The sequence below is a fragment of the Sporosarcina sp. FSL K6-1540 genome, assembly GCF_038620285.1.
GTDB lineage: Bacteria > Bacillota > Bacilli > Bacillales_A > Planococcaceae > Sporosarcina > Sporosarcina psychrophila.
Genome location: NZ_CP152018.1, coordinates 1671050 through 1695050, shown reverse-complemented (window position 1 = coordinate 1695050; position 24001 = coordinate 1671050). Strand labels below are relative to the sequence as shown.

The 24001-nt window shown below is 39.5% G+C and carries 21 protein-coding genes; 2 read left to right on the top strand and 19 right to left on the bottom strand.

Annotated features, from left to right (window positions below; all coding sequences use genetic code 11):
- The first annotated feature begins 114 nt into the window (after positions 1 to 114).
- Positions 115 to 1305, top strand: coding sequence for a coenzyme F420-0:L-glutamate ligase (locus MKY15_RS07685; RefSeq protein WP_187046297.1), 1191 nt, complete (start codon positions 115 to 117; stop codon positions 1303 to 1305).
- 308 nt (positions 1306 to 1613) lie between these two features.
- Here MKY15_RS07685 and MKY15_RS07680 read toward each other — a convergent pair whose 3' ends face one another.
- On the bottom strand, positions 1614 to 1955 hold the full coding sequence (locus MKY15_RS07680; RefSeq protein ID WP_067204173.1) for a zinc ribbon domain-containing protein YjdM: 342 nt from the start codon (positions 1953 to 1955) through the stop codon (positions 1614 to 1616).
- 158 nt (positions 1956 to 2113) lie between these two features.
- A complete protein-coding gene (locus tag MKY15_RS07675) occupies positions 2114 to 3478 on the bottom strand; it encodes a PLP-dependent aminotransferase family protein (protein ID WP_342539333.1) in 1365 nt (454 codons plus the stop codon).
- A 94-nt stretch (positions 3479 to 3572) separates the two neighbouring features.
- Here MKY15_RS07675 and MKY15_RS07670 point away from each other — a divergent pair, with 94 nt between their 5' ends.
- On the top strand, positions 3573 to 4160 hold the full coding sequence (locus MKY15_RS07670) for a GNAT family N-acetyltransferase (RefSeq protein WP_340741144.1): 588 nt from the start codon (positions 3573 to 3575) through the stop codon (positions 4158 to 4160).
- 140 nt (positions 4161 to 4300) lie between these two features.
- On the opposite strand, the gene MKY15_RS07665 is transcribed toward MKY15_RS07670, so the two are convergent.
- The 17 genes from MKY15_RS07665 to rpsR all read right to left on the bottom strand — a co-directional run bounded on the left by MKY15_RS07665 (position 4301) and on the right by rpsR (position 23991).
- Positions 4301 to 4681 (bottom strand): VOC family protein, encoded by a 381-nt coding sequence (locus tag MKY15_RS07665; RefSeq protein ID WP_338654362.1) that lies wholly within the window; start codon positions 4679 to 4681, stop codon positions 4301 to 4303.
- Between the two features lie 156 nt (positions 4682 to 4837).
- The gene (locus MKY15_RS07660) at positions 4838 to 6340 is read right to left on the bottom strand and encodes a malate:quinone oxidoreductase (RefSeq protein ID WP_342539332.1); all 1503 of its coding nucleotides are present in this window, start codon (positions 6338 to 6340) and stop codon (positions 4838 to 4840) included.
- 396 nt (positions 6341 to 6736) lie between these two features.
- Positions 6737 to 8800 (bottom strand): ATP-binding protein, encoded by a 2064-nt coding sequence (locus tag MKY15_RS07655; protein ID WP_342539331.1) that lies wholly within the window; start codon positions 8798 to 8800, stop codon positions 6737 to 6739.
- A gap of 100 nt (positions 8801 to 8900) precedes the next feature.
- Positions 8901 to 9380 (bottom strand): 23S rRNA (pseudouridine(1915)-N(3))-methyltransferase RlmH, encoded by a 480-nt coding sequence (gene rlmH / locus MKY15_RS07650; protein ID WP_067204158.1) that lies wholly within the window; start codon positions 9378 to 9380, stop codon positions 8901 to 8903.
- A 79-nt stretch (positions 9381 to 9459) separates the two neighbouring features.
- Positions 9460 to 9624, bottom strand: coding sequence for a CxxH/CxxC protein (locus MKY15_RS07645; RefSeq protein ID WP_082786443.1), 165 nt, complete (start codon positions 9622 to 9624; stop codon positions 9460 to 9462).
- Between the two features lie 168 nt (positions 9625 to 9792).
- Entirely contained in the window at positions 9793 to 11040 is a 1248-nt protein-coding gene (locus MKY15_RS07640; protein WP_231885746.1) for a trypsin-like peptidase domain-containing protein, read from the bottom strand.
- A 130-nt stretch (positions 11041 to 11170) separates the two neighbouring features.
- Positions 11171 to 11959 carry an MBL fold metallo-hydrolase gene (locus tag MKY15_RS07635; RefSeq protein WP_067204153.1) on the bottom strand — a complete coding sequence of 263 codons (789 nt, stop codon included), beginning with the start codon at positions 11957 to 11959 and terminating at the stop codon, positions 11171 to 11173.
- Positions 11960 to 11971: 12 nt separating this feature from the next.
- Positions 11972 to 12784 carry a two-component system regulatory protein YycI gene (gene yycI, locus MKY15_RS07630; RefSeq protein ID WP_067204150.1) on the bottom strand — a complete coding sequence of 271 codons (813 nt, stop codon included), beginning with the start codon at positions 12782 to 12784 and terminating at the stop codon, positions 11972 to 11974.
- On the bottom strand, positions 12771 to 14093 hold the full coding sequence (yycH, locus tag MKY15_RS07625; protein WP_342539330.1) for a two-component system activity regulator YycH: 1323 nt from the start codon (positions 14091 to 14093) through the stop codon (positions 12771 to 12773). Before yycH ends, yycI begins: the two co-directional genes overlap by 14 nt.
- Entirely contained in the window at positions 14084 to 15910 is a 1827-nt protein-coding gene (gene walK / locus MKY15_RS07620; RefSeq protein ID WP_338654372.1) for a cell wall metabolism sensor histidine kinase WalK, read from the bottom strand. The genes yycH and walK overlap by 10 nt, the downstream gene beginning before the upstream one ends.
- Positions 15911 to 15915: 5 nt before the next feature.
- The gene (gene yycF, locus MKY15_RS07615) at positions 15916 to 16626 is read right to left on the bottom strand and encodes a response regulator YycF (RefSeq protein WP_067204140.1); all 711 of its coding nucleotides are present in this window, start codon (positions 16624 to 16626) and stop codon (positions 15916 to 15918) included.
- 293 nt (positions 16627 to 16919) lie between these two features.
- The gene (locus tag MKY15_RS07610) at positions 16920 to 18392 is read right to left on the bottom strand and encodes a M23 family metallopeptidase (RefSeq protein ID WP_342539329.1); all 1473 of its coding nucleotides are present in this window, start codon (positions 18390 to 18392) and stop codon (positions 16920 to 16922) included.
- A 411-nt stretch (positions 18393 to 18803) separates the two neighbouring features.
- Complete coding sequence (dnaB, locus tag MKY15_RS07605; RefSeq protein WP_067204134.1) at positions 18804 to 20159, bottom strand: replicative DNA helicase; 1356 nt, start codon at positions 20157 to 20159, stop codon at positions 18804 to 18806.
- Positions 20160 to 20174: 15 nt separating this feature from the next.
- The gene (gene rplI, locus MKY15_RS07600) at positions 20175 to 20624 is read right to left on the bottom strand and encodes a 50S ribosomal protein L9 (RefSeq protein ID WP_187046287.1); all 450 of its coding nucleotides are present in this window, start codon (positions 20622 to 20624) and stop codon (positions 20175 to 20177) included.
- A complete protein-coding gene (locus tag MKY15_RS07595; RefSeq protein WP_067204127.1) occupies positions 20624 to 22600 on the bottom strand; it encodes a DHH family phosphoesterase in 1977 nt (658 codons plus the stop codon). Before MKY15_RS07595 ends, rplI begins: the two co-directional genes overlap by 1 nt.
- Positions 22601 to 22612: 12 nt before the next feature.
- Positions 22613 to 23668, bottom strand: a complete 1056-nt coding sequence (locus tag MKY15_RS07590; protein WP_340741139.1) for a DUF2232 domain-containing protein — start codon at positions 23666 to 23668, stop codon at positions 22613 to 22615.
- Between the two features lie 86 nt (positions 23669 to 23754).
- The gene (rpsR, locus tag MKY15_RS07585) at positions 23755 to 23991 is read right to left on the bottom strand and encodes a 30S ribosomal protein S18 (protein WP_067204122.1); all 237 of its coding nucleotides are present in this window, start codon (positions 23989 to 23991) and stop codon (positions 23755 to 23757) included.
- Between the last annotated feature and the right edge of the window lie 10 nt (positions 23992 to 24001).

The following is a 24001-nucleotide window of genomic DNA, read 5'->3' as shown; positions in this document are numbered from 1 at the left end:
CCTTATACCGACCATTTGTTATATTAATTTTACTTATACCACTAATGCGTTGTATAGTACAGATAGAAAGTTAGTTAATATAAATATACTTTGTAATATTAAGGAGCGATTCCATTGGAAAGAATAGTTGGAACAGTTGCAAGAGGCCTCCGTTGCCCAATAATAAATCGTGGAGATAATATTGAGGATATAGTAGTAGAAAGTGTGTTAAAAGCTTCCGAAGTTGAAGGCTTTACATTTAATGATAAAGATATTGTTTCTATAACAGAATCCATTGTTGCTCGAGCTCAAGGGAATTATGCAACGATTGATCATATTGCTAAAGACGTTAGTTCAAAGTTCGGAGAAGAAACTGTTGGAGTAATATTCCCTATTTTAAGTCGTAATCGTTTTGCAATCTGCCTTCGAGGTATTGCAAAAGGCGTTAAAAAAGTTGTTTTAATGCTTAGCTATCCTTCTGATGAAGTTGGGAATCACCTTGTGGATCTGGACATGCTTGATGAAAAAGGAATTAACCCTTGGACAGACGTTTTAACGGAAGAACAGTTCCGCGGCCATTTTGGTTATAATAAACATGCTTTTACTGGTATTGATTATATTGATTACTATAAATCATTAGTTGAAGAATACGGTATTGAATGTGAAGTTATATTCTCAAACAGTCCAAAAACGATTTTAGATTACACAAAACATGTTCTTACTTGTGATATACACACGAGATTTAGAACTAAAAAAATATTAAAAGCAAATGGTGGCATTAGCGTTTATAGCCTCGATGACATATTAGCCGAGTCTATGGATGGTAGCGGTTATAACGAAGATTATGGGCTGCTTGGGTCAAATAAATCAACTGAAGATGATGTAAAACTGTTCCCACGTAATTGCCAACCTGTCGTTGATAACATACAGCATATACTCAAAGAAAAGACTGGCAAAGATATTGAAGTCATGATTTACGGAGATGGAGCGTTTAAAGATCCAGTCGGTAAGATATGGGAACTTGCGGATCCAGTCGTATCACCAGCTTACACACCAGGGCTTGACGGTACACCTAATGAAATAAAATTAAAATATCTTGCCGACAATAACTTTGCCGATTTAAGAGGCGATGACCTTAAACAAGCTATATCACAATTCATTACCGATAAAGACGATGATCTTGTAGGAGCAATGGAAGCACAAGGTACTACACCAAGAAAACTTACCGACCTTATTGGCTCTCTATCTGATTTAACATCAGGAAGCGGAGATAAAGGTACACCTATCGTCTTTATACAAGGCTATTTCGATAACTTCACAAAATAAAAATTACTTAAACACTAAGCGTCCTGAGTACAGTTGCTTTTAGATCTCTTTGGATTGAACGACTCCTATACCAGTACCGAGATATCTTGCTCAATAGGGATGCGACTTCGTCGTACCCCTATTGAGCTTTTTCAGTAATCGTATGGTGGTCGTTCATCAGTCGCTCCCCAAAGGATATGGCTACCTTACCAGTATCTTGTGCAAGAAAATAGGCAATCAACAGATGTGATAAATGATAAAAAAAAGCTAGGCAATGAAAGCCTAGCTTTTTCTATGTGTACAGCCAAGTATTTTGAAGTGAAAGTAGCTTATAGCTTTTTAACAAATTCCGTTTTTAATTTCATAGCTCCAATACCATCAATTTTACAATCAATGTCATGGTCCTCGTCAATTAACCGTATTCCTTTTACTTTTGTACCTTTTTTAACGACTAATGAACTTCCTTTTACTTTAAGGTCTTTGATGACTGTTACAGAATCACCATCGTTCAAGACATTTCCATTTGAATCTTTATAAACCTTTGTTTCCTCACTATTTTCAGCTTCTGCTCCTAAAGACCATTCGTGGGCACATTCTGGGCAAACAAAAAGATTACCATCTTCGTATGTATATTCAGAATTACATTTTGGACAATTTGGTAAATTAGGCATAATTTCATTTCCTCCATTCGTTATATGCTTATATCCTCTCACAGTCTTCCCGTATTGACAAACCTTCCTTAAAGCTCTTTATTTAAACCTGTCCTATCTAGAATGCTTGGTAAACATTTTGCTCACAGTTGCGAATGCACGACAAGAATAGCCCCTTACTATCTTTCCTGCCAAACCTTTGCAAGTAATTGAATTCCACGAGTAATGTCCTCATTAGAAAGCCCACCATATCCGAGTAAAACTAAATTAGTTAATTTTACATTGACGTAAGAATTTGAAACTGGATAAATACGAATATGAATTACTTTCGCTAATTCAATTGCATCTTCTTCCGTTAAATCAGCAGGTAACTTTAAAACGATATGCAGACCAGAGCTCTCCCCGATAACTTCATATTCAGGCGATAAATAGTGATGAATTGCCTTTAAAATCGTCCTCTGTTTTTGTCGATAAATCGTCCGCATTTTATCGAGATGTCGTCTCCAATAATCTTCCCTCATAAAGTCAGCAAGGGTAAGTTGGTCCATTCGAGAAACCGTTGACTTTTGAAGTGCAAACTTCTGCTCAAATGGCTCTACAAGCTTGATAGGCAAAACAAAGTAACTCATACGAAGAGATGGAATAAGTGTCTTTGAAAATGTACCAAAATAAATGACTCTCTTCATTTCATCAAGCTCAGCAAGGGAGGGTATAGGCTTTCCTTTATAGCGAAATTCGCCGTCATAATCATCCTCAATGATGTAAGCATTGTTTTGATGGGCCCAATTAATTAACTCAATTCTTCGTTGTATCGGTAAAATCATCCCCAGTGGAAATTGATGTGCTGGCGTTGTGTAGAGAAACTGATGTGGTTTAATCGGAACAGTCACTCCTAATTCATCTACAGGAATCGCCTCATAATGTATTCGCTGTTGTTCAAAAACCGCTTTAGCACGAATAAATCCCGGGTCTTCAATAGCAACAGACGCTGCTTCATAGAAAAACTGACAAATCATATGCAATTGGGTCTGTGTACCACTACTAACGAAGACTTGATTCGGCGCGCATGATACACCACGGGATTGTTGAACATAGGCAGCAATTTCTTGGCGTAGGCGCCATTCACCTTGCCAAGGACTCATGGTAAATGAGGCATCTCCTATATGTCGATTCAATAGCTTTTTCCAAGTCTTAAAAGGAAAAACATCCTTCGCTACATTGCCTGAGTGAAAGTCGATGTCAATTTCAATTTCAACAATTTCGGAGGTTGCACTATATAGTTGCTGTTGTTTCGAAACAAGGCGCTCATAATCATAAGCAGCAACAAAGTAACCAGACCGCTCTTTACTTTCGATATAACCTTCAGCTATTAATTGAGCATATGCTTCCTGAATTGTATGCACACTAACACCTAAATCCCTTGCAAGTTGCCGTTTTGAAGGTAACTTCGTATGTAGGAGAAGATGATGCTGTATGATTTTTTCTCGAATTTGCCTATATATTTGAAGATAATACGGGGCATCTCCATTGAATGACAACTCCATAAAAATCACTCCTCTGGTATGGTTGCTTTTATGCTATTTGGTACTTCTAATCATATCAAAGTTAAGGTGTAATGAAATAAAGGAGTGATGGTTCATGGAAACTATTCAATTATACGGAGATGCTGTTGTTTTAAGACCAATGATCAAAAATGATGTAGATGGCATATATGCACATTGCCAAGACGAGCGTATTTGGACGCATATGTTGGATACATTAAAAACGAAAGAAGACGTACAGACCTATATTGAACAGGCATTAGTTAATCGGGAAACAGGAACGGAATACCCTTTTGTCATTGTGCTTCGAGCAACAAATGAAATAATTGGCTCTACGCGATTTTTCGATATTTCCACTGCACATAAACGGTTAGAAATCGGTCATACTTGGCTGCATCCGTCATTTTGGCGCACAAACATCAATACAGAGTGTAAATACTTGCTACTATCTTACTGCTTTAATCAACTACAGTTTCAACGAGTACAACTTAAAACAGGTCATGAAAATAGCCAATCTCAAAAAGCTATTGAACGGATTGGTGCTAAAAAAGAAGGGGTTTTACGTAATCATATGATTAGACCTAATGGAACGGTGCGACATACGGTTATGTATAGCGTAATAGAAGAGGATTGGCCTGAAGTAAAACAGCGTATAGAAGGCTTAATGGAGAGTTATCAAAAATAAACCCGTACTTTATCGAGTAGGAGACACCACATAATTCTCTCAAGGGTTAAATAAATATAAAAGGAAGTATTCCAATACAAAAACGACTAAGAAGTATGTTCTTAGTCGTTTTTGCACTTATTTTTTCATTAGTCAGAAGCTCACTTTCTTTCCAAAACCGCAAAGTAATTTCCTTCATTATCCGCAAAATTAAATACTCTGCCAGAAGGCATCGTTACCATGTCTCCAACTGTGATCTGTTTATCCTTAAAGTCTCTGTATAATTCATCAAGATTCTCTGAGAAAAGCAGTAATGAAGGTGTTTGAAGATTTAATTCCGGCTGCATTTTAGCAATGAGTTCCTTATTGTGAAGTATGATAGTTGTTTCCGCATCCTTTGTTGGAGCGATTTCAATCCACCTCATTCCTTGGCCATTATCTTCTTCTGAAATGACGCTAAATCCTGCTTTTTCCGTCCAAAACTTCACTGTCTCATCTTGGTTATTGACATATAACATAATTTGACCGATTTTTGTAATCATATTGTTCACTCCCTATGAGTAGTTTGTTTTGTGTACTTACGACAAAGGTCTCCGTGACCATCTAGCTAAAGGGTCTTGAAAAAAGAACCTTCAATCCAAAGACAGATCAAAGGTTCTATATTATAGTTCATCTCGATTGTTTCTATATCCAAAGAATTAGCTTTGGTCCGACAAGTTTTCGCTTAGACCAAGCGCCTGCGCTGTTGAAGTATGCATTTCGTGCAAAAGCTCTGGATTTTCCATTAGCGACATGCCATACGAGGGAACCATTTCTTTCAATTTTGGTTCCCATTCTTCGATATATTGCGGGAAGCATTTTTTAATGACATCAAACATAACGTGTACGGCAGTAGAAGCACCCGGAGAAGCGCCTAGCAATGCTGCAATCGATCCATCTGCAGCAGTGATAACTTCCGTACCAAATTGAAGTGTTCCTTTACCGCCCGCCTCAGTATCTTTGATAACTTGTACACGTTGGCCCGCTACTACAAAATCCCATTCTTCAATTTTGGCATTCGGGATAAACTCTTGTAACTCTTTCATACGCTGTTCTTTCGATAACATAAGTTGCTGGATGAGGTACTTTGTCAATGACATTTCTTTTGCGCCTGCGGCTAACATCGTCAACACATTATTTGGTTTGACAGAAGTTATTAAATCTAACATTGAACCCGTCTTTAAGAACTTTGGTGAAAAGCCGGCAAATGGTCCAAATAGCAATGACTTTTTATTGTCGATAAATCTTGTGTCCAGATGTGGAACAGACATTGGTGGAGCGCCAACCTGCGCTTTTCCATATACTTTTGCGTGATGCTGCGCCACAACATCCGGATTATTACATACCATGAAGATTCCGCTTACTGGGAATCCACCAATATGTTTTCCTTCAGGAATACCGGTTTTTTGTAGTAGATGCAGACTTCCTCCGCCGCCTCCGATAAAGACAAATTTTGCAGTATGGCGTTCGATGCTACCGCTATCGACATTCTTCACTTTCAATTCCCATGCGCCATCATTTGTTCGCTTAATAGCATCAACACTATGTTTGTAATTGATATCGACATTTTTATTCTGTAAATGGTCAAACAACATGCGCGTTAAAGCACCGAAGTTGACGTCCGTTCCAGTGTCGATTTTTGTTGCTGCTATGGCATCATTTGATGGGCGGCCTTGCATAATTAGCGGAATCCATTCCATCAATTTTTCTGGGTCAGCGGAAAATTCCATCCCTTTGAACAACGGGTTATTTGACATCGCTTCAAAACGTTTCTTTAAAAATGCTACATTTTGTTCCCCTTGTACCATGCTCATATGAGGCAATGACATGATAAAGTCCTGCGGATTGTTGATCAGCTTATTGTTTACAAGATATGACCAAAACTGCATTGAAAGCTGAAACTGTTCATTGATTTTTATAGCTTTGCTAATATCTACAGATCCGTCTGGTTTTTCACTGGTGTAGTTAAGCTCACACAGTGCCGCATGGCCAGTTCCTGCATTATTCCATTCGTTAGAGCTTTCCTCCCCCGCATTTGCGAGCTTCTCAAACACTTTAATATTCCATTCTGGTACTAATTCTTTTAGCATTGTCCCCAAAGTCGCACTCATAACTCCGGCACCAATTAAGATAACGTCTGTTTTAGTTTTTTGGTTACTCATTTTTACCATCCTTTATACCCTAGTATTCGCAGAAAGGATGTAGGCGCTCCTGCTTAGGCGTTATAGCAAGCTAAGGAGTGACCTAGACACATATCTTTTCTGTCTCAATTTTTACAATTATTCATGGATCGGAATAACTTCTATTATATAGTAGTTATAGTCGATTTAAAAGATAGTAAAGCCGAACGTCTATAGGAACACTCAAAAATCCACGGCTTTACCCTAGCTTCTTGCAAAGGGTAAAGCTCTTGTTTGCCGTTACCATTGGATCGACACTTCAAATTTTACTTCCACGACAAATCTAAAGTAGTTTTTTATGATTAACTTTAATTTAATCTTGAACAAATGAATACCTCTATAATCTGAGTGAAGGCATCTCCTAACACCATAGCGAATTCAACGGAGTCCTATGTAGGTGTCAAATTTAACAAAAAAAGTAGTTCCTTCAGATCCTGTTTGAATTTCAATTTTTGCGTTATGACGGGCAACAATGGCATAACATATACCTAAACCCAATCCAGTACCATTATCCTTAGTTGTGTAGAATGGAGTACCCAATTTCTCTACTGTCTGAGGACTGATACCTTCTCCTTGATCCCGTATTGCAAGAACTACACAATTTCCATCTTCCTTGTAGGTGCTGATGGATAGAACTTTCCCTGTGCTCATTGCTTCAAGGCCATTACGATATAGGTTTATTATTAATTGTCGGATCTCATTAGGATTTAAAAGTAGTTCTGGGATGTCTTTCATATCGAATTGAATAAGTTTATTTTGATTACATGTATCGATTTTTATCAAAGGAGTAATATCACGAATAATTGAATTTAAATCTAACATCTCTAAATCAGATGTCCTTGTATTACCTATTGAAAGAAATTCAGTAATAATAGAATTTGCCCGGTCAAGTTCTTCAATCATTAAATTAAAGTAACCATTATGTTTTTCAAATTCGCCTTCTTTTTTTAATAACTGCAAAAACCCTCGTACTGTTGTCATTGGATTTCTAATCTCATGACTAATACCTGCCGCCATTTGCCCTATTAAGTCTAAATTTGATAACCTTTTCAATTCTTGCTCATATTTCTTTTTTTCCGTTATATTTTTTAAAAGACAGCAGATCCCCTCGTCATACGGATAAGCGACTACTTCGTACCAATAATCATCAGAGGTTGAGAGATATTCGAAATGTACTGATACTCGCTCTGACATTGCACGATGAAATTCTTTATACATGACTGTATCCACACTCTTCGGGAAAACCTCCCAAATATTCTTACCTAATACATCTTCTGCTGTTTTCTTTTGTGGTATATATTGATGTTTATTTAAGTAGATAAATTCCCATTCTTTATTCAATGCAAAGAATCCATCTGTAATACTTTCAATAACACTCGTGACTTTTTCATTAGCAGTAGCTAATTCGCTTGTTCGCTCTTCCACCATGTTTTCAAGTTGGTCCATATATAACAAGTTTGAAAACGTAGGGGCTGTGGCGTCAACTATAGATTTTGCTAGTTGAATTTGAGATTTATCGTAATTATTAGCTTTCCCTTCTACATTAACAACTGCTATTACCCCTAATACTTCTCCCATTGAAACCAACGGAATCATAAGTAGATACTTACTTTCTTCATTCGGGCCGGAAATTACACTTTTTGTTTTAATAACCTTTTGCATCAGGGTTTCAAAGCTTTGATCCATTCTTATGCTTTTAAGGTTCTCAATCCAATCTGCCTGTGTCCACTCACAGTCTTTACTTAACTTCGTTAATCTAATTGCTGTATTTTCTAACGGATCTAGAAGATATGCAGCAATACTTTTGCTATCTAAAACTTTTCCTAAGTAATAAAAACATTTATCGAGACATTCTTCTACAGAAGAACACATCGATAAATCACGTGTAACATTAAGTAATAATTGCTTTTCAGCAATAAGGCTTTCCTTTTGTTTTAAATTATTTGCGTTTTGAATTGCGACTGCAGCCATATTCACATAAGCTTCAACACTTTGAATTTCTGACTCTGTTAAGTTCATTGGTGTTCCATAATCAAATAAAAAAACCAGACCAAACAACTCGTGCCCAAATGCAATAGGCAGAGCTAATAAGGATTTAATTTGGAAGGCTTCAACTGATCTCGGATCCGGTCGATTATCCTTTGAGGTATCAGGGATGTAGATGGTTTTTTGAGTTTCAATAACTTCTTTGGCTAGTAAGTCTATTTCAACATCTATTACCTGCGTATCAAGCGTTATACCATTTATAACTTCTGGTTTTCCTGCAAACCCTCTGAATGTTCCATCCTTCTGGGGTAAATAAATACCAACAGAGTTACATTGAACAACCTCTTCGGATATTGCCATTGTTACCCGCTGTAATACTTCGCGTAGTTCTAACTTTGTATTTATTATTTTGGTTATGTTCGCAAGCCTAGAATATCTCGTCTGTTCACTTAACATTCACACGGTCCCCAATCATAGGCATTATAAATTTCAGTTAAAAATCAGGATCTATACGTTACGTTATTTTTCATCTCTCATTTCATATAAAAAATCTCTTTTACTTATGATACGGTTCATTCTTCATTATCCTGAAAGCCCTATATACCTGCTCCAACAATATCAGCTTCATCATCTGATGTGGAAACGTCATTTTCGAAAAGGACAGTAATTCATCCGCGCGTTTTATCACACTGTCATGCAGTCCTAGTGATCCACCAATAACAAATGCCACCTTACTACGTCCGTACGTCATCAACGACTCTAAATCCGCCGCTAGCTCTTCTGACGTCTTCATCTTACCTTCAATCGCAAGTGCAATCACATACGTATCCGACCCAAATTTCGCCAGAATTCGCTCCGCTTCTTTTTTCTTCACAATTTCCATATCGGCGTCGCTTAATGATTCAGGTGCTTTCTCATCCGCTACTTCGACTATATTAACTTTTGCATACGCGCCTAATCGTTTTGAGAATTCCTCAATGCCCATTTTTAAATACTTCTCTTTTAATTTACCTACTGTCACAATCGTTATATTCACAAGTTATCCACCCTTTTTTATTTATTACAAACAAAACTTATGCACATATCCACAACACTTATCTACATCTTGTGTCCGACTATTTGTTCGCCACAACATATATCGAAGGCTCTTCACAGTAGTTGCACTTTGTGGATAACTTTTCTTCCTCCGATACAACTTCCATGATTGGAAACTTTCCTTGCTCCGCTACAAAAACGTCTAAAGCATGGTTTATATGAGTTTCACAGCTATAAGTATTCATTTCTATCCCAACTTTCAGCTTTTTTATTTCACACAAAGTTATTCACAAATATTTAGATTTATCCACAAACAGCGAATACAATAAAAAAACGGGTATAATAGCTAGCTGTTAGCTATTATACCCGTTGTGGATAAGTTTTTCATGGTAATCTGTGTATAATTTTTATTACTAGAATGAGTTACCGTCTTTTAACACCATTTCAATTTCAAGCAATTGACCATCGCGATACACTTTCATTTGCATTGTGTCGCCTACTTCTTTCGAATTATACAGATGTTTACGCAAGGTGACCATGTCCTCAATTTTTTCGCCATCCATTTCAACGATGACATCATACTGCTTTACACCAGCAAGTTGGGCAGGAGAATTGCTCATTACTTCATTGATGACAACCCCGTCTGTTACATCCACCGGTAACTTTAGCATTTCCCGTTGTTGTTGAGCTGGTATACTTCGAAGATCGAGTAATGTAACCCCCATTGTCGGACGGTTTACTTCACCATGTTCTTCAAGTTGATCGATAATCGGCATTGCAAGATTGATGGGGATCGCAAGTCCGATTCCTTCAACCGTTGCCTCCGATACTTTCATGGAATTGATGCCAATAAGCTGGCCAGCAAGGTTAATTAACGCGCCTCCCGAGTTACCAGGATTAATGGCGGCATCGGTTTGTAAGGCATCTGCAAACCAATCTACTGTGCCATTTTCATCAAAATCAATTGGAATCGAACGATCTTTTCCGGATACAACGCCAACGGTTACCGAACCTGAAAAACCGAGACCGAGCGGATTACCAATTGCAATGACCGTTTCACCGCGTTTCAAAGCATCTGAATCCCCAAAATCAATAACTGTTTTAACAAGTTTAGCGTCAATTTCAATGACAGCTAAGTCAGTCCACATATCGCTACCAACGATTTTTCCGTCTGTCTTCGAACCATCATCGAAAGTAATTTCAAGTTCTTGTGCACCTTCTATAACGTGATGATTCGTTACGATATATGCTTTGTCCCCTTGTTTTTTATAAATGACACCCGAACCTGAACCTGTTTCCCTTGTCGTTTCTACAGGCGACCAAGGATCACTAATTGTCTTCAAATTCGTTACGCCAACGACTGAATCCGCCACTTTCTCGACAATATCAGTAACGTCGTTATTTACATCAAGAGATATGCGTTCTGTTTGCATAGCATCGACCTTCTGCTCCGAGCCATTAACCAGCGACTGTTCCTTTGTACTACTTTCGCCTTGCATGATGAACCATACAAGTAATGCACCGATTACAACTCCAATGAAGCCGGATATGAATCCGCCTCTTCTTTTTGGCGGCTTTTGACTATGTCGCGCTGTACTTTCCGGCATAGGAGCAGAAGGTTGCGGCTCTCCATTCGCCTGATTCTGATTTAGTTCGTCCATACGCCTCTCCCTCTCTAATGATGATGTCATTGTAGTTAACATTACCCTATTTCAACCGTTTCAAAATAAAAAACCTTACCTTAGCAAGGTTTTTATACAATCCCCTGAAGGTAAGGCTAGAGACATTACTCTATACTGTGACAAGTTCAGTCGGCTGATCTGCATCTGTATCATAGAGATGAACAAATTCACCTGTCCTGATACCGCATGTTTCCAGCGTCTGTGTAACACTCATCCTTGCAAGATCTTTCATATTATTATCTTTACTTAAATGTGATAGATAGATTCTCGTATCTTTTTGATCGACAACTTCACTCATTGCAACCGCAGCATCTTCGTTAGATACATGTCCAACATCACTCAGAATTCGTCGTTTGACGGACCAAGGATAGCGTCCTACCTGCAGCATACTAACATCATGATTGCTTTCAAAGACAAAAGCATCTGCACCGCGGATGAACCCTTTCATCCTATCACTCACATAACCTGTATCTGTAATGACCGCCAATTTTCGGCCATTCTCATGGAAAACATAAAACATCGGATCAGCTGCATCATGCGAGACAGCAAATGACTGAACATCGAGTGAACCAAATGATTTTACCGTTTCCATATCAAATTGAAAGCGCTGCTCGAGCGGAATATTGCCAACAAGACCGTCCATCGCCTGCCATGTTTTTTCATTCGCATAAATTGGTGTGCCATATTTCCGTGCGACAACACCAATCCCTTTTATATGGTCACTATGCTCGTGCGTTACAAAGATACCGTCAACTTTTTTCATAGAACGATCAATGCCAGCCATTAAACTGTCCATCTTCTTCGCACTAAATCCCGCATCCACGAGAAAGGTATGTTCATCACTCTCTATAAATACCGCATTGCCGCTACTGCCGCTTGCGAGGACACTAAAACGCATTGCAAAAACCCCTTATTCATTCTCTTCTTCCAACGGTTCTTGCTGGAATTCTATAATCATACCTTCAATTGCATTGATGAAGTAATCTTCTTTTACCCCATCCTTCAATTCTACACGTACATGCCATGTCGGAGCAAACACTTGGGTTTCCGATACTTGAACATGTGTCGAATAACCGAGCTTCATAGACTTTACCTTGGAATCTTGTTTCAAGTGCCCGTTTGAATACAAATTACCGATTGCCTCTATAGGGGAAAGAAGATCTTTTTTACGATTAAAGGTACCGAATTCATGCAGCATACTTTGCTCATAGTTTGTAACCTCCCCCTTGTCATTCCAATGCAATACCAGCTTCGCATTACTACTGAAATAAATGGGATTGTCCTTCACTTTCTGAAAAAGCAATGCTTCCTGCGCCTCTTCATCTACGTCCCAAAGTTCGTACTCAGCACCGTTTAATACATACTTAGCGAGAATCTCCGTAAAATCAAAATCGCCTTTCGTATTCATCACACTGACAGGATCGTCCAATTTTGATTGAAGAAATGTTTCGTCTGAGATTTCGACTTTTTGATTTTCAAGTTTGTTTATCTGTTCATCTATAAATATCATAGACTTTGCGGACACATAAGACGGATCGTTTTTATAGGGCGGTAGTTGATCATACGTAACGTTGTCCATCTTCAGCAATTCCTCGATTGGTGTTTTCCCCATCACCTGAACATTTTGGGCATCTGTAACCTTGTCCACATAAAGTAAGTAAAGAAAAACGTTCACGATTGAAAATACGATAATAAATATCGTTTTCGACTTATTCCAATCCAATCAGTTCACCTCCTAAAATTTCAGGTGAAAAGCGGTTCCAATTACCATTAATCAAGTAAAACCAGGCCGGCTCCATGATGAAAAGTCCTGGCTTATATTTCATAAAGTAACCCGGAGTAATTTCCTCGACAGCACCAATATCCAACTTATCCGATTCTCTAAGACTTTCGGCAATATCAATGCCTGGTGGAAGAAGTTCAATTTCTGATTTTGCTGGATTTGAAGAATTGAGTCTATAGTACGGTCTTGCATAACTATATATCCGATTTTTTCCCCACTTCGGCAGAATTTCAGCAGAAGAACTGGAATCTGTATAGACAGGTAATCCGTGCAGATATAACCGGAATCTTACTGTTCGGGTCTCGGCATCCATGTACGTAAATCTAAATTCGTCTGTCCATCCGCCGTGTTCATTAACAAAGTTGACTGTATTTATCAGTAACTCTGAGGGTATTGCAAGTTCTTGACTTTCTGCACTTGGTGAAACATAGTTCAGTGTTTTCTTCTCCGTATAAACATTCATCATTGCATGATCGTCAGCAAGTTCTTCAACATGAATTCCCACTTGGCTGTTCCGTACTGCATTTACATCACTGAACAATGCATCACGGAATTTATTAATGGAGACTTCATCCTCCAGAAAAGTGTACTTAATCGTTTCCACGGGCTCTACTGAGACTACGAGATAGGAAGAACTATCAGGGTTTACTTCTCTGTATTCTTGAAGTTCTCGCCCGACTGTTAATATTGAATTATCGAGACTTTGATAATCCTCTGCCTTCACTTTTGCGCTATAAAGCTTCTTGTTTTCTTTGCTCACGAAGTAGACAGTCATCGCAGTATTGTCCGGCTTCCATTCAACCACAATCTGGTTAAATGAAATCTCGGGCGTCGGTGCTTCAATTTTCAAAACGCTGTCATAGACAGACAAAGGAATTTCACTTTGAAAGAACACTGTAAACCGGTTAGGCTTCCGTAGCAAAGTACTTATATCCTCTGAAGTAAAGTTTTCTTCCACTGTGGTGATTTCTGTTATTTTCCAGTCCGTTATCTCTTCCATAATACGATCGATTTTATCTGAATCAGTTGTTCCTTTCAAAGCATCGTCAAAATTAAAGACCATTTTATATGGTTTTATAATTTCATCAATTCTCTTTTTATCGCCTATAGAAATATCTACGGGCGGGAACTGCTCAATGGTTTCATAACGCGGTGAGTACGTCCAAATAGAAAATGTTAGTATGATACTGAGAGCGACAAGTAGGATAAGTACAATCGATTTGACAGTTTCAACATATTTCAACCCCACTCACCGTCCTCCTGAAGTTCAAACGGCAACGTAAAGAATATTGTCGTTCCTTTTCCTTCTTCGCTTTCTGCCCATATTTCTCCTCCGTGCGCCAAAATCATTTCACGGGCAATTGCAAGACCTAGTCCTGTACCGCCCATCGCACGGGATCTTGCTCGATCTGCTCGATAGAATCTGTCAAAAATACGTTTAACGTTTGCCTGTGGTATTCCCATACCATCATCCGAAATCATTACTTTAATAAAGTCTCCGGACATTGTAATGCCAAAACGGATATCTCCGCCGTCTGGTGAGTATTTTAACGCATTTGAAATTATATTATCGAGCACCTGGGTCATCTTATCCGTATCGATTTCAACAAACAGTTCGGAGGAAGAGAGAAGGCGTATAAACTGGACTTCTTGAGACTTCGAAAATTCAAAGCGACCAATGATTGATTTGAAAAAATAATTGAATTCAACCCATTCTTTATTCAAGTCATAGTCCCTGCTGTCCATGCGTGATAGCTTCAACAAATCGTTAACAAGCCGAATCATCCGCTCAGTTTCAGTCTGTGTTACGTGAAGGAAGGATGGTGCAATCTCCTCATTCTTCCACGCCCCGTCAGCAAGCGCCTCCAAATAACTGCGCATTGTTGTAAGTGGCGTACGCAATTCATGCGATACATTTGAAACAAACTCACGTCTTTCCATATCGATTTTCTCTTGTTCTGTATTATCGTGTAAGACAACAATAAGACCATTCACAAAACCAGTTTCTCTTTGTGTAACGGAAAAATTCGCTCGTAAAATATAAGGCTGATCTTCCGTACTGAAATCCAGTGCAATGGATTCCTTTACTTGGATTAAATCCTCAAATGCATACTCCTGCTCAAATCCAAGGATGCTAGATATCGGTCGGTTCAAGACCAAATCCCGTGTTAGTCTTAGCATAAGAAGTGCGGAGTCATTAATAAGGCTGACGCGACCTTTTCGATCAGTTGCAATGACGCCATCAGTCATATTCTCTAATACGGAAGCCAGTTTCCGCCGTTCACTTTCAGTCGATGACTGAGACTCTTGTAATTGGTTCGTTAAATGATTGAAGGCTATTGCAAGTTGGCCCATTTCGTCATTTCCATATACGCGAACTTTTCGCGAGAAATTCCCTTTCGCCATCGCTTGAGCCTGGCGCCTCATATCAGATATTGGTCTTGTCATCGTCTGTGCGATTAAAATACCAAGAATGATTGTAATAGACAACGAAACAGCTACCCCGCCGGCTAAAATACGATTTACTTCATCGATTTGTTTAAACACCTTTTCAATGTTTGCCTCAAGATAAAGTATGCCTTTCACTTCATCTCCAACAACAATAGGCGTTGCACGAACCAAAATTCGATTGCCTGTTTTCCGGTCAAGATTAATAATGTCATATGGAGTTTTCGACGCATTTGACTTCCTCACAATGTCGTCCGCCGAACGCTGTCCAACCATAGATATATTATTTAAGGCTGATGTTGCAAGAATAATATTCCCCGCATTAATAACTCGTACTTCATTGATATCTTCCGATTTAAAACTCGAAAGGACGGCCTGAAGACTCTTCTCAAGTGTCATCGGGTCGTCCGCAGCTCGTTTTTTCATCATTTCTTCACGCACACTGAATTCGACCAAACTCATCCTATCATCAATCGATGTTGTGAAGTTAGATTTCATGTTCTGTTCGAGCTCGCGTGCAAAGTACAGCCCGATTATTTCCATTGCAATTAAAATCAGCATCACATAGATTAAGACAAATTTAACGTGGATAGATCGGAAAAAACCAACTTTTTGCATGATAGTTACTCCTGTTCTGGGTCACGTAAGTAATAGCCAACGCCACGTCTTGTCACAATCCACGTTGGATTACTTGGTGCATCTTCAATCTTTTCGCGCAAACGACGGATTGTTACATCTACAGTTCTCACATCTCCAAAGTAATCATAACCCCATACTGTTTGTAAGAGGTGCTCACGCGTCATAACTTGTCCAATATGCTTCGAAAGATAGTGAAGAAGTTCAAACTCCCTATGTGTCAGTTCAATTTTTTCATCTCTTTTTAGAACAAGGTAAGCATCTGGCTGAATAATCAGGTTGCCGACTGTAATGTCATTTGTAGCCCCTTCTTGCTCTTCCTCAACAGATTTCATATGTCTGCGTAGATTTGCTTTCACACGAGCAATGAGCTCACGTGTTCCAAATGGTTTGGTGACGTAATCATCTGCTCCAAGTTCCAAACCAAGTACTTTATCAATTTCCGAGTCTTTCGCTGTTAACATAATAATCGGGAAGTCATATTTTTTTCGGATTTCTCGGCATACTTCCATACCATCCCGCTTCGGTAGCATAATATCAAGAAGTACTAGATCAGGCTTAACTTCTTCTACCTTTTCAAGCGCCTCATCTCCATCGTATGCACAAAAAACAGTGAAACCTTCTTTTTTTAGATTAAATTCAAGTATATCAGCAATTGGTTTTTCATCATCAACAATTAAAATTACTTTGTTTTGCATTTTATCTTCCCCCATCTCGCCCTGTTGGCGCCTCTATCAGTGTCCTTTTACTCTATCATTCTTCGCGACGCTTCGCACGTTTCTACTGTCGCATCAAAGTCGCCATCTTCTCCTTGCATTCTCACTATTTCCCGGGCAATATACCCCGAATATTGTCGAATGGAACATTCAAAAAAAGTAAGCGCCTTGGTAGACCCGACGAGTAGGAGGAATATAGTTCTATCCCTCGAGTCGCCGGAGTCTAAACGTTAAAAAAAGACGATACAACATGTGTATCGTCTTTGGTTATCTAATTATCTTAACACGCTCATGGGGTTAATATTGGAACCGTTCTTGAATACTTCAAAATGAAGATGGACACCCGTTGAACGACCCGTCGACCCCATTACACCAATTTTTGTTCCCTGTGATACAGTTTGTCCCTCACTAACCTCAATTGAAGAGAGATGGGCATACAAGGTTTCATAGCCATTGTTATGTGTGATGACAACCCGGTTTCCATATGTGCTGTGCGATCCTGTAGTTGTAACAACTCCATTATCTGCTGCTACAATTCCATACGAGGATGGACGTGCGATATCAATACCTTGATGCGTCCTACCCCAGCGAGTACCCATTTGACTAGAAACATATCCTCCAGATGCAGGCCAAATGAATGTACCTGATCCTCTTGAAGGAATCACTTTCGTTCCGACAACCGTCACTTTGTCTACTGCTTCAGCAATAATATTTTCCTCAGAAACAGACCTGCCTATCGTTTGACCATTTCGTTTACGAATAAGTTCTGTAACAATTTTTTCCCCGTCAGAACCTTTCTTTGTTACTTTCTTTTCGCCTTTAAATAAGGAACTGTCTTCTTCAGTTAAAGTTGCATATTTAATAGCTTCTTTTGTTTTCGTTTCATAATGAACTTCCACTTCTACGTACGGTTCAATAGCCGTAACATTGAGCTCGTCGCCTAATCTAAGAACCTTATCTACTGTAAATCCTGGATTTATTTCTACCAATTTAGCCGTTGCCATATTGTGAGCGGCAGCAATTGATCCAAGGACATCACCTGAACTTACTACATACTTCTTCTCCTCAAGTGTCCCCTTATTAAGGAGAACCATGGCTTCTTCTGTACTTCTTACCTCTTTTGGAGATACATTCCCCGGTACCGCCTGCATCTCACCGCTAATTAAGATGTTTACGATACGCGTTTCATCTTCTTTCAAAGGGGGTATTGGTTCAGAAGAAGCTTTGCGGGCTTCGAATTCATTAAGCTTCTTCTCAGAAACAGATTGTAATTTCAACTCGCGAATCACCTCATTATACGTGGCCATATCATTAACGTAGAATGCCAGTTCTTCGTCAATTAAAACGCCGATTGCTTCCGCTTCCACGGACAGCATTCCATGAAGTTTTTCTAGGACAATGTCATCGTCTGTTTCTGCTGTAAATACCCGCTCTGGAATCACCGATAAATCTGTTCCTATTGTAAGCGGAAGATTCTTAAATTCAGAGGCTGCTTTTTTCAGCTCTTCTTCTTTCAATTCTTCCAGCTTTTCTTGATCAGCTATAACACCCACATATTCCCCTTTTGAATAGATATGGAATATGGTCGAGAGGTCCTTACTCTCCTCTTCATTCGCAAAACCTGAATTTACCCCAAGTCCCGCTAAGATCATTGTCATAACGAGGATCTTTTGAGTCTTTTTGAAAGGACGAATAAATTTTGGTAATGCCTTTTTTGTTTCGTCCTGTTTATTACTTTTGAAAAACATATATGAAACTCCCTCCATATTTCAATCAGAAGACTGATATAGATCATTTACAGTATGCAAATTTTCACGCCTCTCTAATTTAACATATCCGGTACCATTCTTGTAGTATTATAGGACTTTGTAATGAGAATGTAGAATAGCATCCATTTATTAACTATTAATTTTGTAATGATAGAGGGTTCTCTCAACTTTCTTTTCTATCACATTACTCGACTATTACCTTGCTATTTATACATTTAGCGTTCTATTCGACAATTTATTTTTCATTGTTTCGACTTTGCTACGTCACTTTCAGGTATTTTTCGATAAAAAAGAAAGACGTCTTGTCTACCGGGAAACCTCGGTATCACAAGACGTCTTTCTCTATTTGATGGTGTTATTTCCAAAGACCCGAAATAATGTTTGTGTTTATCAATAATCCGGAGATTCGTGCTGACTCCAGTCAATATTGACAAATTTGTTGTATTCCTTTGCAAAAGCAAGGGTTACTGTACCTGTTGGACCATTCCGTTGTTTGGCTATGATAATTTCAATCATATTCTGATTTTCTGTTTCTTTATCATAATAGTCCTCACGGTATAGGAATGAAACGATATCCGCATCTTGCTCAATACTCCCTGATTCCCGGAGATCGGACATCATCGGGCGCTTATCCACGCGTTGCTCAACACCACGTGACAGCTGAGACAGTGCAATAACCGGTACTTTCAATTCCCTCGCAAGTGATTTCAACGAACGGGAGATTTCTGAAACTTCCTGCTGCCGGTTTTCACCGGGCTTAGTGCCGCTTCCTGCAATCAGTTGCATATAGTCAATCATTATCATGCCCAAGCCGTGCTCCTGTTGCAAGCGACGGCATTTAGAACGAATGTCATTGACACGGATACCCGGCGAATCATCGATGAAAATACCGGCATTTGAAAGGCTACCCATTGCCATCGTAAGTTTACGCCAGTCTTCCGCTTCAAGAGCACCTGTACGAAGCACTTGTGCATCAATATTACCTTCCGCACAAAGCATCCGCATAACGAGCTGCTCCGCACCCATCTCCAAACTAAAGATTGCGACGTTTTCATCGGTTTTAGTCGCAACATTTTGCGCCACGTTCAATGCGAATGCGGTCTTACCAACAGACGGACGCGCGGCAACAATGATTAAGTCATTGCGCTGAAAACCGGCTGTGATTTTATCTAAATCCCGGAAACCTGTTGGAATACCTGTAACATCACCTTTTTGCGTATGAAGAAGTTCGATACTGTCATACGTTTCAACGAGGACGTCTTTAATATGACGAAAATCCCCAGCATTTTTCCGGTTGGATACTTCCATCATTTTCTTTTCCGCTTCAGCTAAAAGTGCCTCTACTTCGTCCTCCCGCGCGTAACCGTCTTCAACGATTGAAGTAGCCACACGGATAAGCCGCCGTAAAAGTGCTTTCTCTTCAACGATACGGGCATAATGCACAATGTTAGCTGCTGTTGGTACGGAGTTGGCGATCTCCATCAAATACGAAATACCGCCGACATCTTCCAGTTCTTTTTTAGCAGATAGTTCTTCCGTGACCGTGACAACGTCAATTGCCTGACCTTTGTCACTTAGAATAATCATCGTTTGGAAGATTTTCTCATGCGCCATCCTATAGAAATCTTCTGGCATAAGAAGTTCTGCCGCTGTAATGAGCGCTTGTGGTTCAAGGAAAATTGCCCCGATAACCGACTGCTCCGCTTCATTATTATGTGGTGGGACGCGATCAATCATCTGATTCATCTACCCAATCTCTCCTTATCCTTCTTCCACTACATGTACTTTAAGTGTTGCCGTCACGTCTGGATGAATTCTGATTGGAACATTCGTGAAGCCAAGTGCACGGATTGCATCCGGTAATTCCATTTTACGACGGTCCACTTTTATACCTTCAGTTTTATTTAATGCTTCAGCAATTTGTTTTGTTGTAATTGAACCAAATAGCCTTCCACCTTCACCAGATTTAGCTTTCATTTCTACCGTAATTTTATCAATTTGCTCTTTTAGCTCTTTTGCTTCTGCTAATTCTTCTGCTGCATCTTTAGCGACCCGATTTTTTTGACCTTCAAGTCTGCTAATATTCCCTGGCGTTGCTTCAACCGCCAATTTATTTTTCAGTAGGAAGTTTTGTGCGTACCCCACAGATACCTCTTTCACATCACCTTTTGCTCCAATACTTTTTACGTCTTTCAATAAGATTACTTTCATTATGAATTTCCCCTTTCCATCTTTGTATTCAGTACAGCCGTTAACATTTCTTTTGCTGCTTCCACAGACTCAACATCGAGCTGGCATGCTGCGTTCGTCAAATGGCCGCCGCCTCCAAGTTCTTCCATGATGAGTTGAACATTCAATTCACCGAGAGAACGAGCGCTTATTCCTATTTTACCATCTGCACGGGATGCAATGACGAATGAAGCTGCGACGCCTTGCATTGTAAGAAGAATATCAGCCGTTTGAGCTATCAAAACAGAACCATAAACGACTTGGTTCTCTCCTTTTGCAATGGCAATCCCCGCGTCGGACAATTCAACAGTTTCAATCAGTTTAGACCTCAGGACATAAGTAGCGATATCCTCTTTTAACAGGCGCTGAACGAGTATTGTATCTGCTCCATTGGTTCGCAGATACGATGCTGCTTCGAACGTCCTTGCCCCTGTGCGGAGTGTGAAGCTTTTCGTATCGACGATAATACCCGCTAGAAGGGCTGTCGATTCAAGCATCGTAAGTTTTTCTTGTTTAGGCTGGTATTCAATTAATTCGGTTACGAGCTCCGCAGTGGATGACGCATATGGTTCCATGTAGACAAGCATCGTGTTCTTGATAAACTCTTCTCCACGTCGATGGTGATCAATGACGACAACCTTCTCTGCTTTATCGATAACTCGTTCATCAATGACCATACTCGGTTTATGCGTATCAACAACAATGATCAATGATTTCTCTGTAATCATCGAAAGCGCCTCATCGGGCGTGATGAATTGATTGAACAGATCCGTATCACGTCTAATTTCGTCCATAAGCCGTGTGACGCTTCCATCAAGTTCATTGAAATTGACGACTACATATCCCTCAATATTATTCTTGCGGGCCATTTTTCGAACACCAATTGCTGCACCGATTGCGTCCATGTCAGGCATTTTGTGACCCATGATAAATACTTTATCACTGCCTTGAATAAGATCTCGCAACGCATGTGAGATGACTCTTGCACGAACACGGGTCCTTTTTTCAACGGGATTTGTTTTACCGCCATAAAATTTCAACTTCCCGTCAGAACGTTTGATGGCCACTTGGTCACCGCCGCGTCCCAGTACAAGATCTAAACTCGACTGTGCCAGTTCGCCCAATTCGATTAATGAAGTAGATCCCACACCCACACCTATACTTAGTGTCAGTGCCGTACTCTGCTTAGCAGTTGTTTCACGAATGTCATCTAAAATCGAGAATTTTGTTTTTTCCAAATCAGCCAATGTTGCCTCGTTAAAGACAGCCAAGAAACGATCAGTCGCAATTCGTTTTACAAATATCCCATTTGTTGTTCCCCAGCTATTTACAAGTGAGGTTACCAATGAATTAAGCTGACTTCTTGTCTGATCGTCCATTGCCTGTGATACTTCATCATAATTATCGACAAGAATAATACCGAGAACTGTACGGTCTGCATAATAAAGAGTCTCCATCACTAGTTGCTCCGTAATATCAAATAAATAAATAAGTTTTTCTTCTGCTTTATAAAAAACCTTATACGATTGTTCTCCAATCGTCAAAACATTATTTTCTATCTTTTCATTTTTTAAGATCGCATGAAACTGTCCAGATAGATCGAACAAGTCATCTCCGATAAGGGTTTCCTGATGTGCAAATACTTTTGCTGCGTACGGGTTAGCCCACTCAACAATATTTTTTTCATTAATAAGGATAATTCCAATCGGCAATTCAAGAAGTGCTTCTTCTCCGACTTTCTTCATCCTGTACGATAATGTTTCGATATGTTTCTCTGTTTCGATATAAGTCTGTTCTTCCATTTTCCATGTAAATCCCATTGTAACTATAAATAAGACGGAGAAAAGAAGTCCAGGCCAAAACTGGAATAAGAGCAGGAGCACTGCCGCCATCACGCCCAGAATCGACAATACCGTCAACGGATAGCGTATTGCTCTTTTTCTAAAAAATGACGTCATTGTCCCATCCCCTTATTTTGACTTGTCTTTTCTAAGCCAGGCACGTAGATTCACTCCCGTATCAAGTATCCCGAGCATCGTCGTTATCGGAGCCAGCATTAGTGCAAAAATCGTGGCCACAACTGTCGCTACTTTCGGTAACTTCATTTCATTTACATAGTAATGGATAAGTGAAACACCTTGCAGTAGAAACAAGAATCTCAAAACAGTAGTTGCGTTGACGGTAATCAGATATAGATTAGTGCCCGGCTTCACACCTGCAAAGAGCGTAATAAGAAGAATTGCCCCGTACAAAATCACCGCAATCATTGGTAGTTTCATTTCACGGAATGGTGGAAACTTGGGTACTTCAAATCCCAGTCGCTTGGCAACTCCAAGGTTTAGCGTGAGAAGAATGAAAGCTAACATGAAAATACTTATGATGAAGATAGATGGAATTGTGTACTCGTACATCTGAAACGTTGATGTAACGATTTCATCATAGCCATCCGGTACGCCGCCATAGTTAGCCATGAACGACTTCATCTGCTCTTTAGTTTCCTCCATAACCGTCATTAATGCATCAATCATATTGAATCCGAAGAAAAGGACAGCCCCAACATAAACGCCCATCCCCGTGATAAGTAGAGTGAGTCCAGAAGCCATGAAGATATATAACTTTGATTTGCCCCTCACAATGGTTTCTCCGATAATGAATCCAAGAATTCCATGGACGAAAGCGATTGGAACGAGTAGAATACCTCCGATTAATAATGACAACACGATACCGGCCGCCAATGTAAGAAGGGACGAATTCCTGTCGTATTTCAATCTGTACAAAATAATCGGTAACGCAATAAAGAACATAGTGACATTTCCGAGAAATGGCGTATATAACGATACCGCAAGCAAGATTGCAAATAGCGCAATCATCATTGCTCCGTACGTAATTTTCCTTGCATTGTCTTGCATAATATAGATTCCTCCGGTCTTTCGTTGGACGACTAATTCTATCCATACTTCTAACTTCCAATTACTATGGATAGTTGCTTCAATTGTATCATGATTATTGTTTTTAAACCAAACCAAGAACATATGTACTTCTTTTACCCGAATAAAAAGACCGCCCCCATACCGGTTGTGTCGGTCTGACGAGGCGGTCTATCTAAATAAAATTATCTTTCTTCCGAACTGAATGGAAGAAGTGCCATGATACGTGAGCGTTTGATTGCAAGTGTCAGTTTACGCTGATACTTCGCGCTTGTACCAGTTACCCGGCGAGGCAAGATTTTTCCACGCTCAGAAATAAATTTCTTAAGCATATCTGTATCTTTATAATCGATTTTAGTAATGTTGTTTGATGTGAAATAACAAACTTTACGGCGTCTCTTTCCTCCACGACGTGGTGCCATAGTTGTTCCC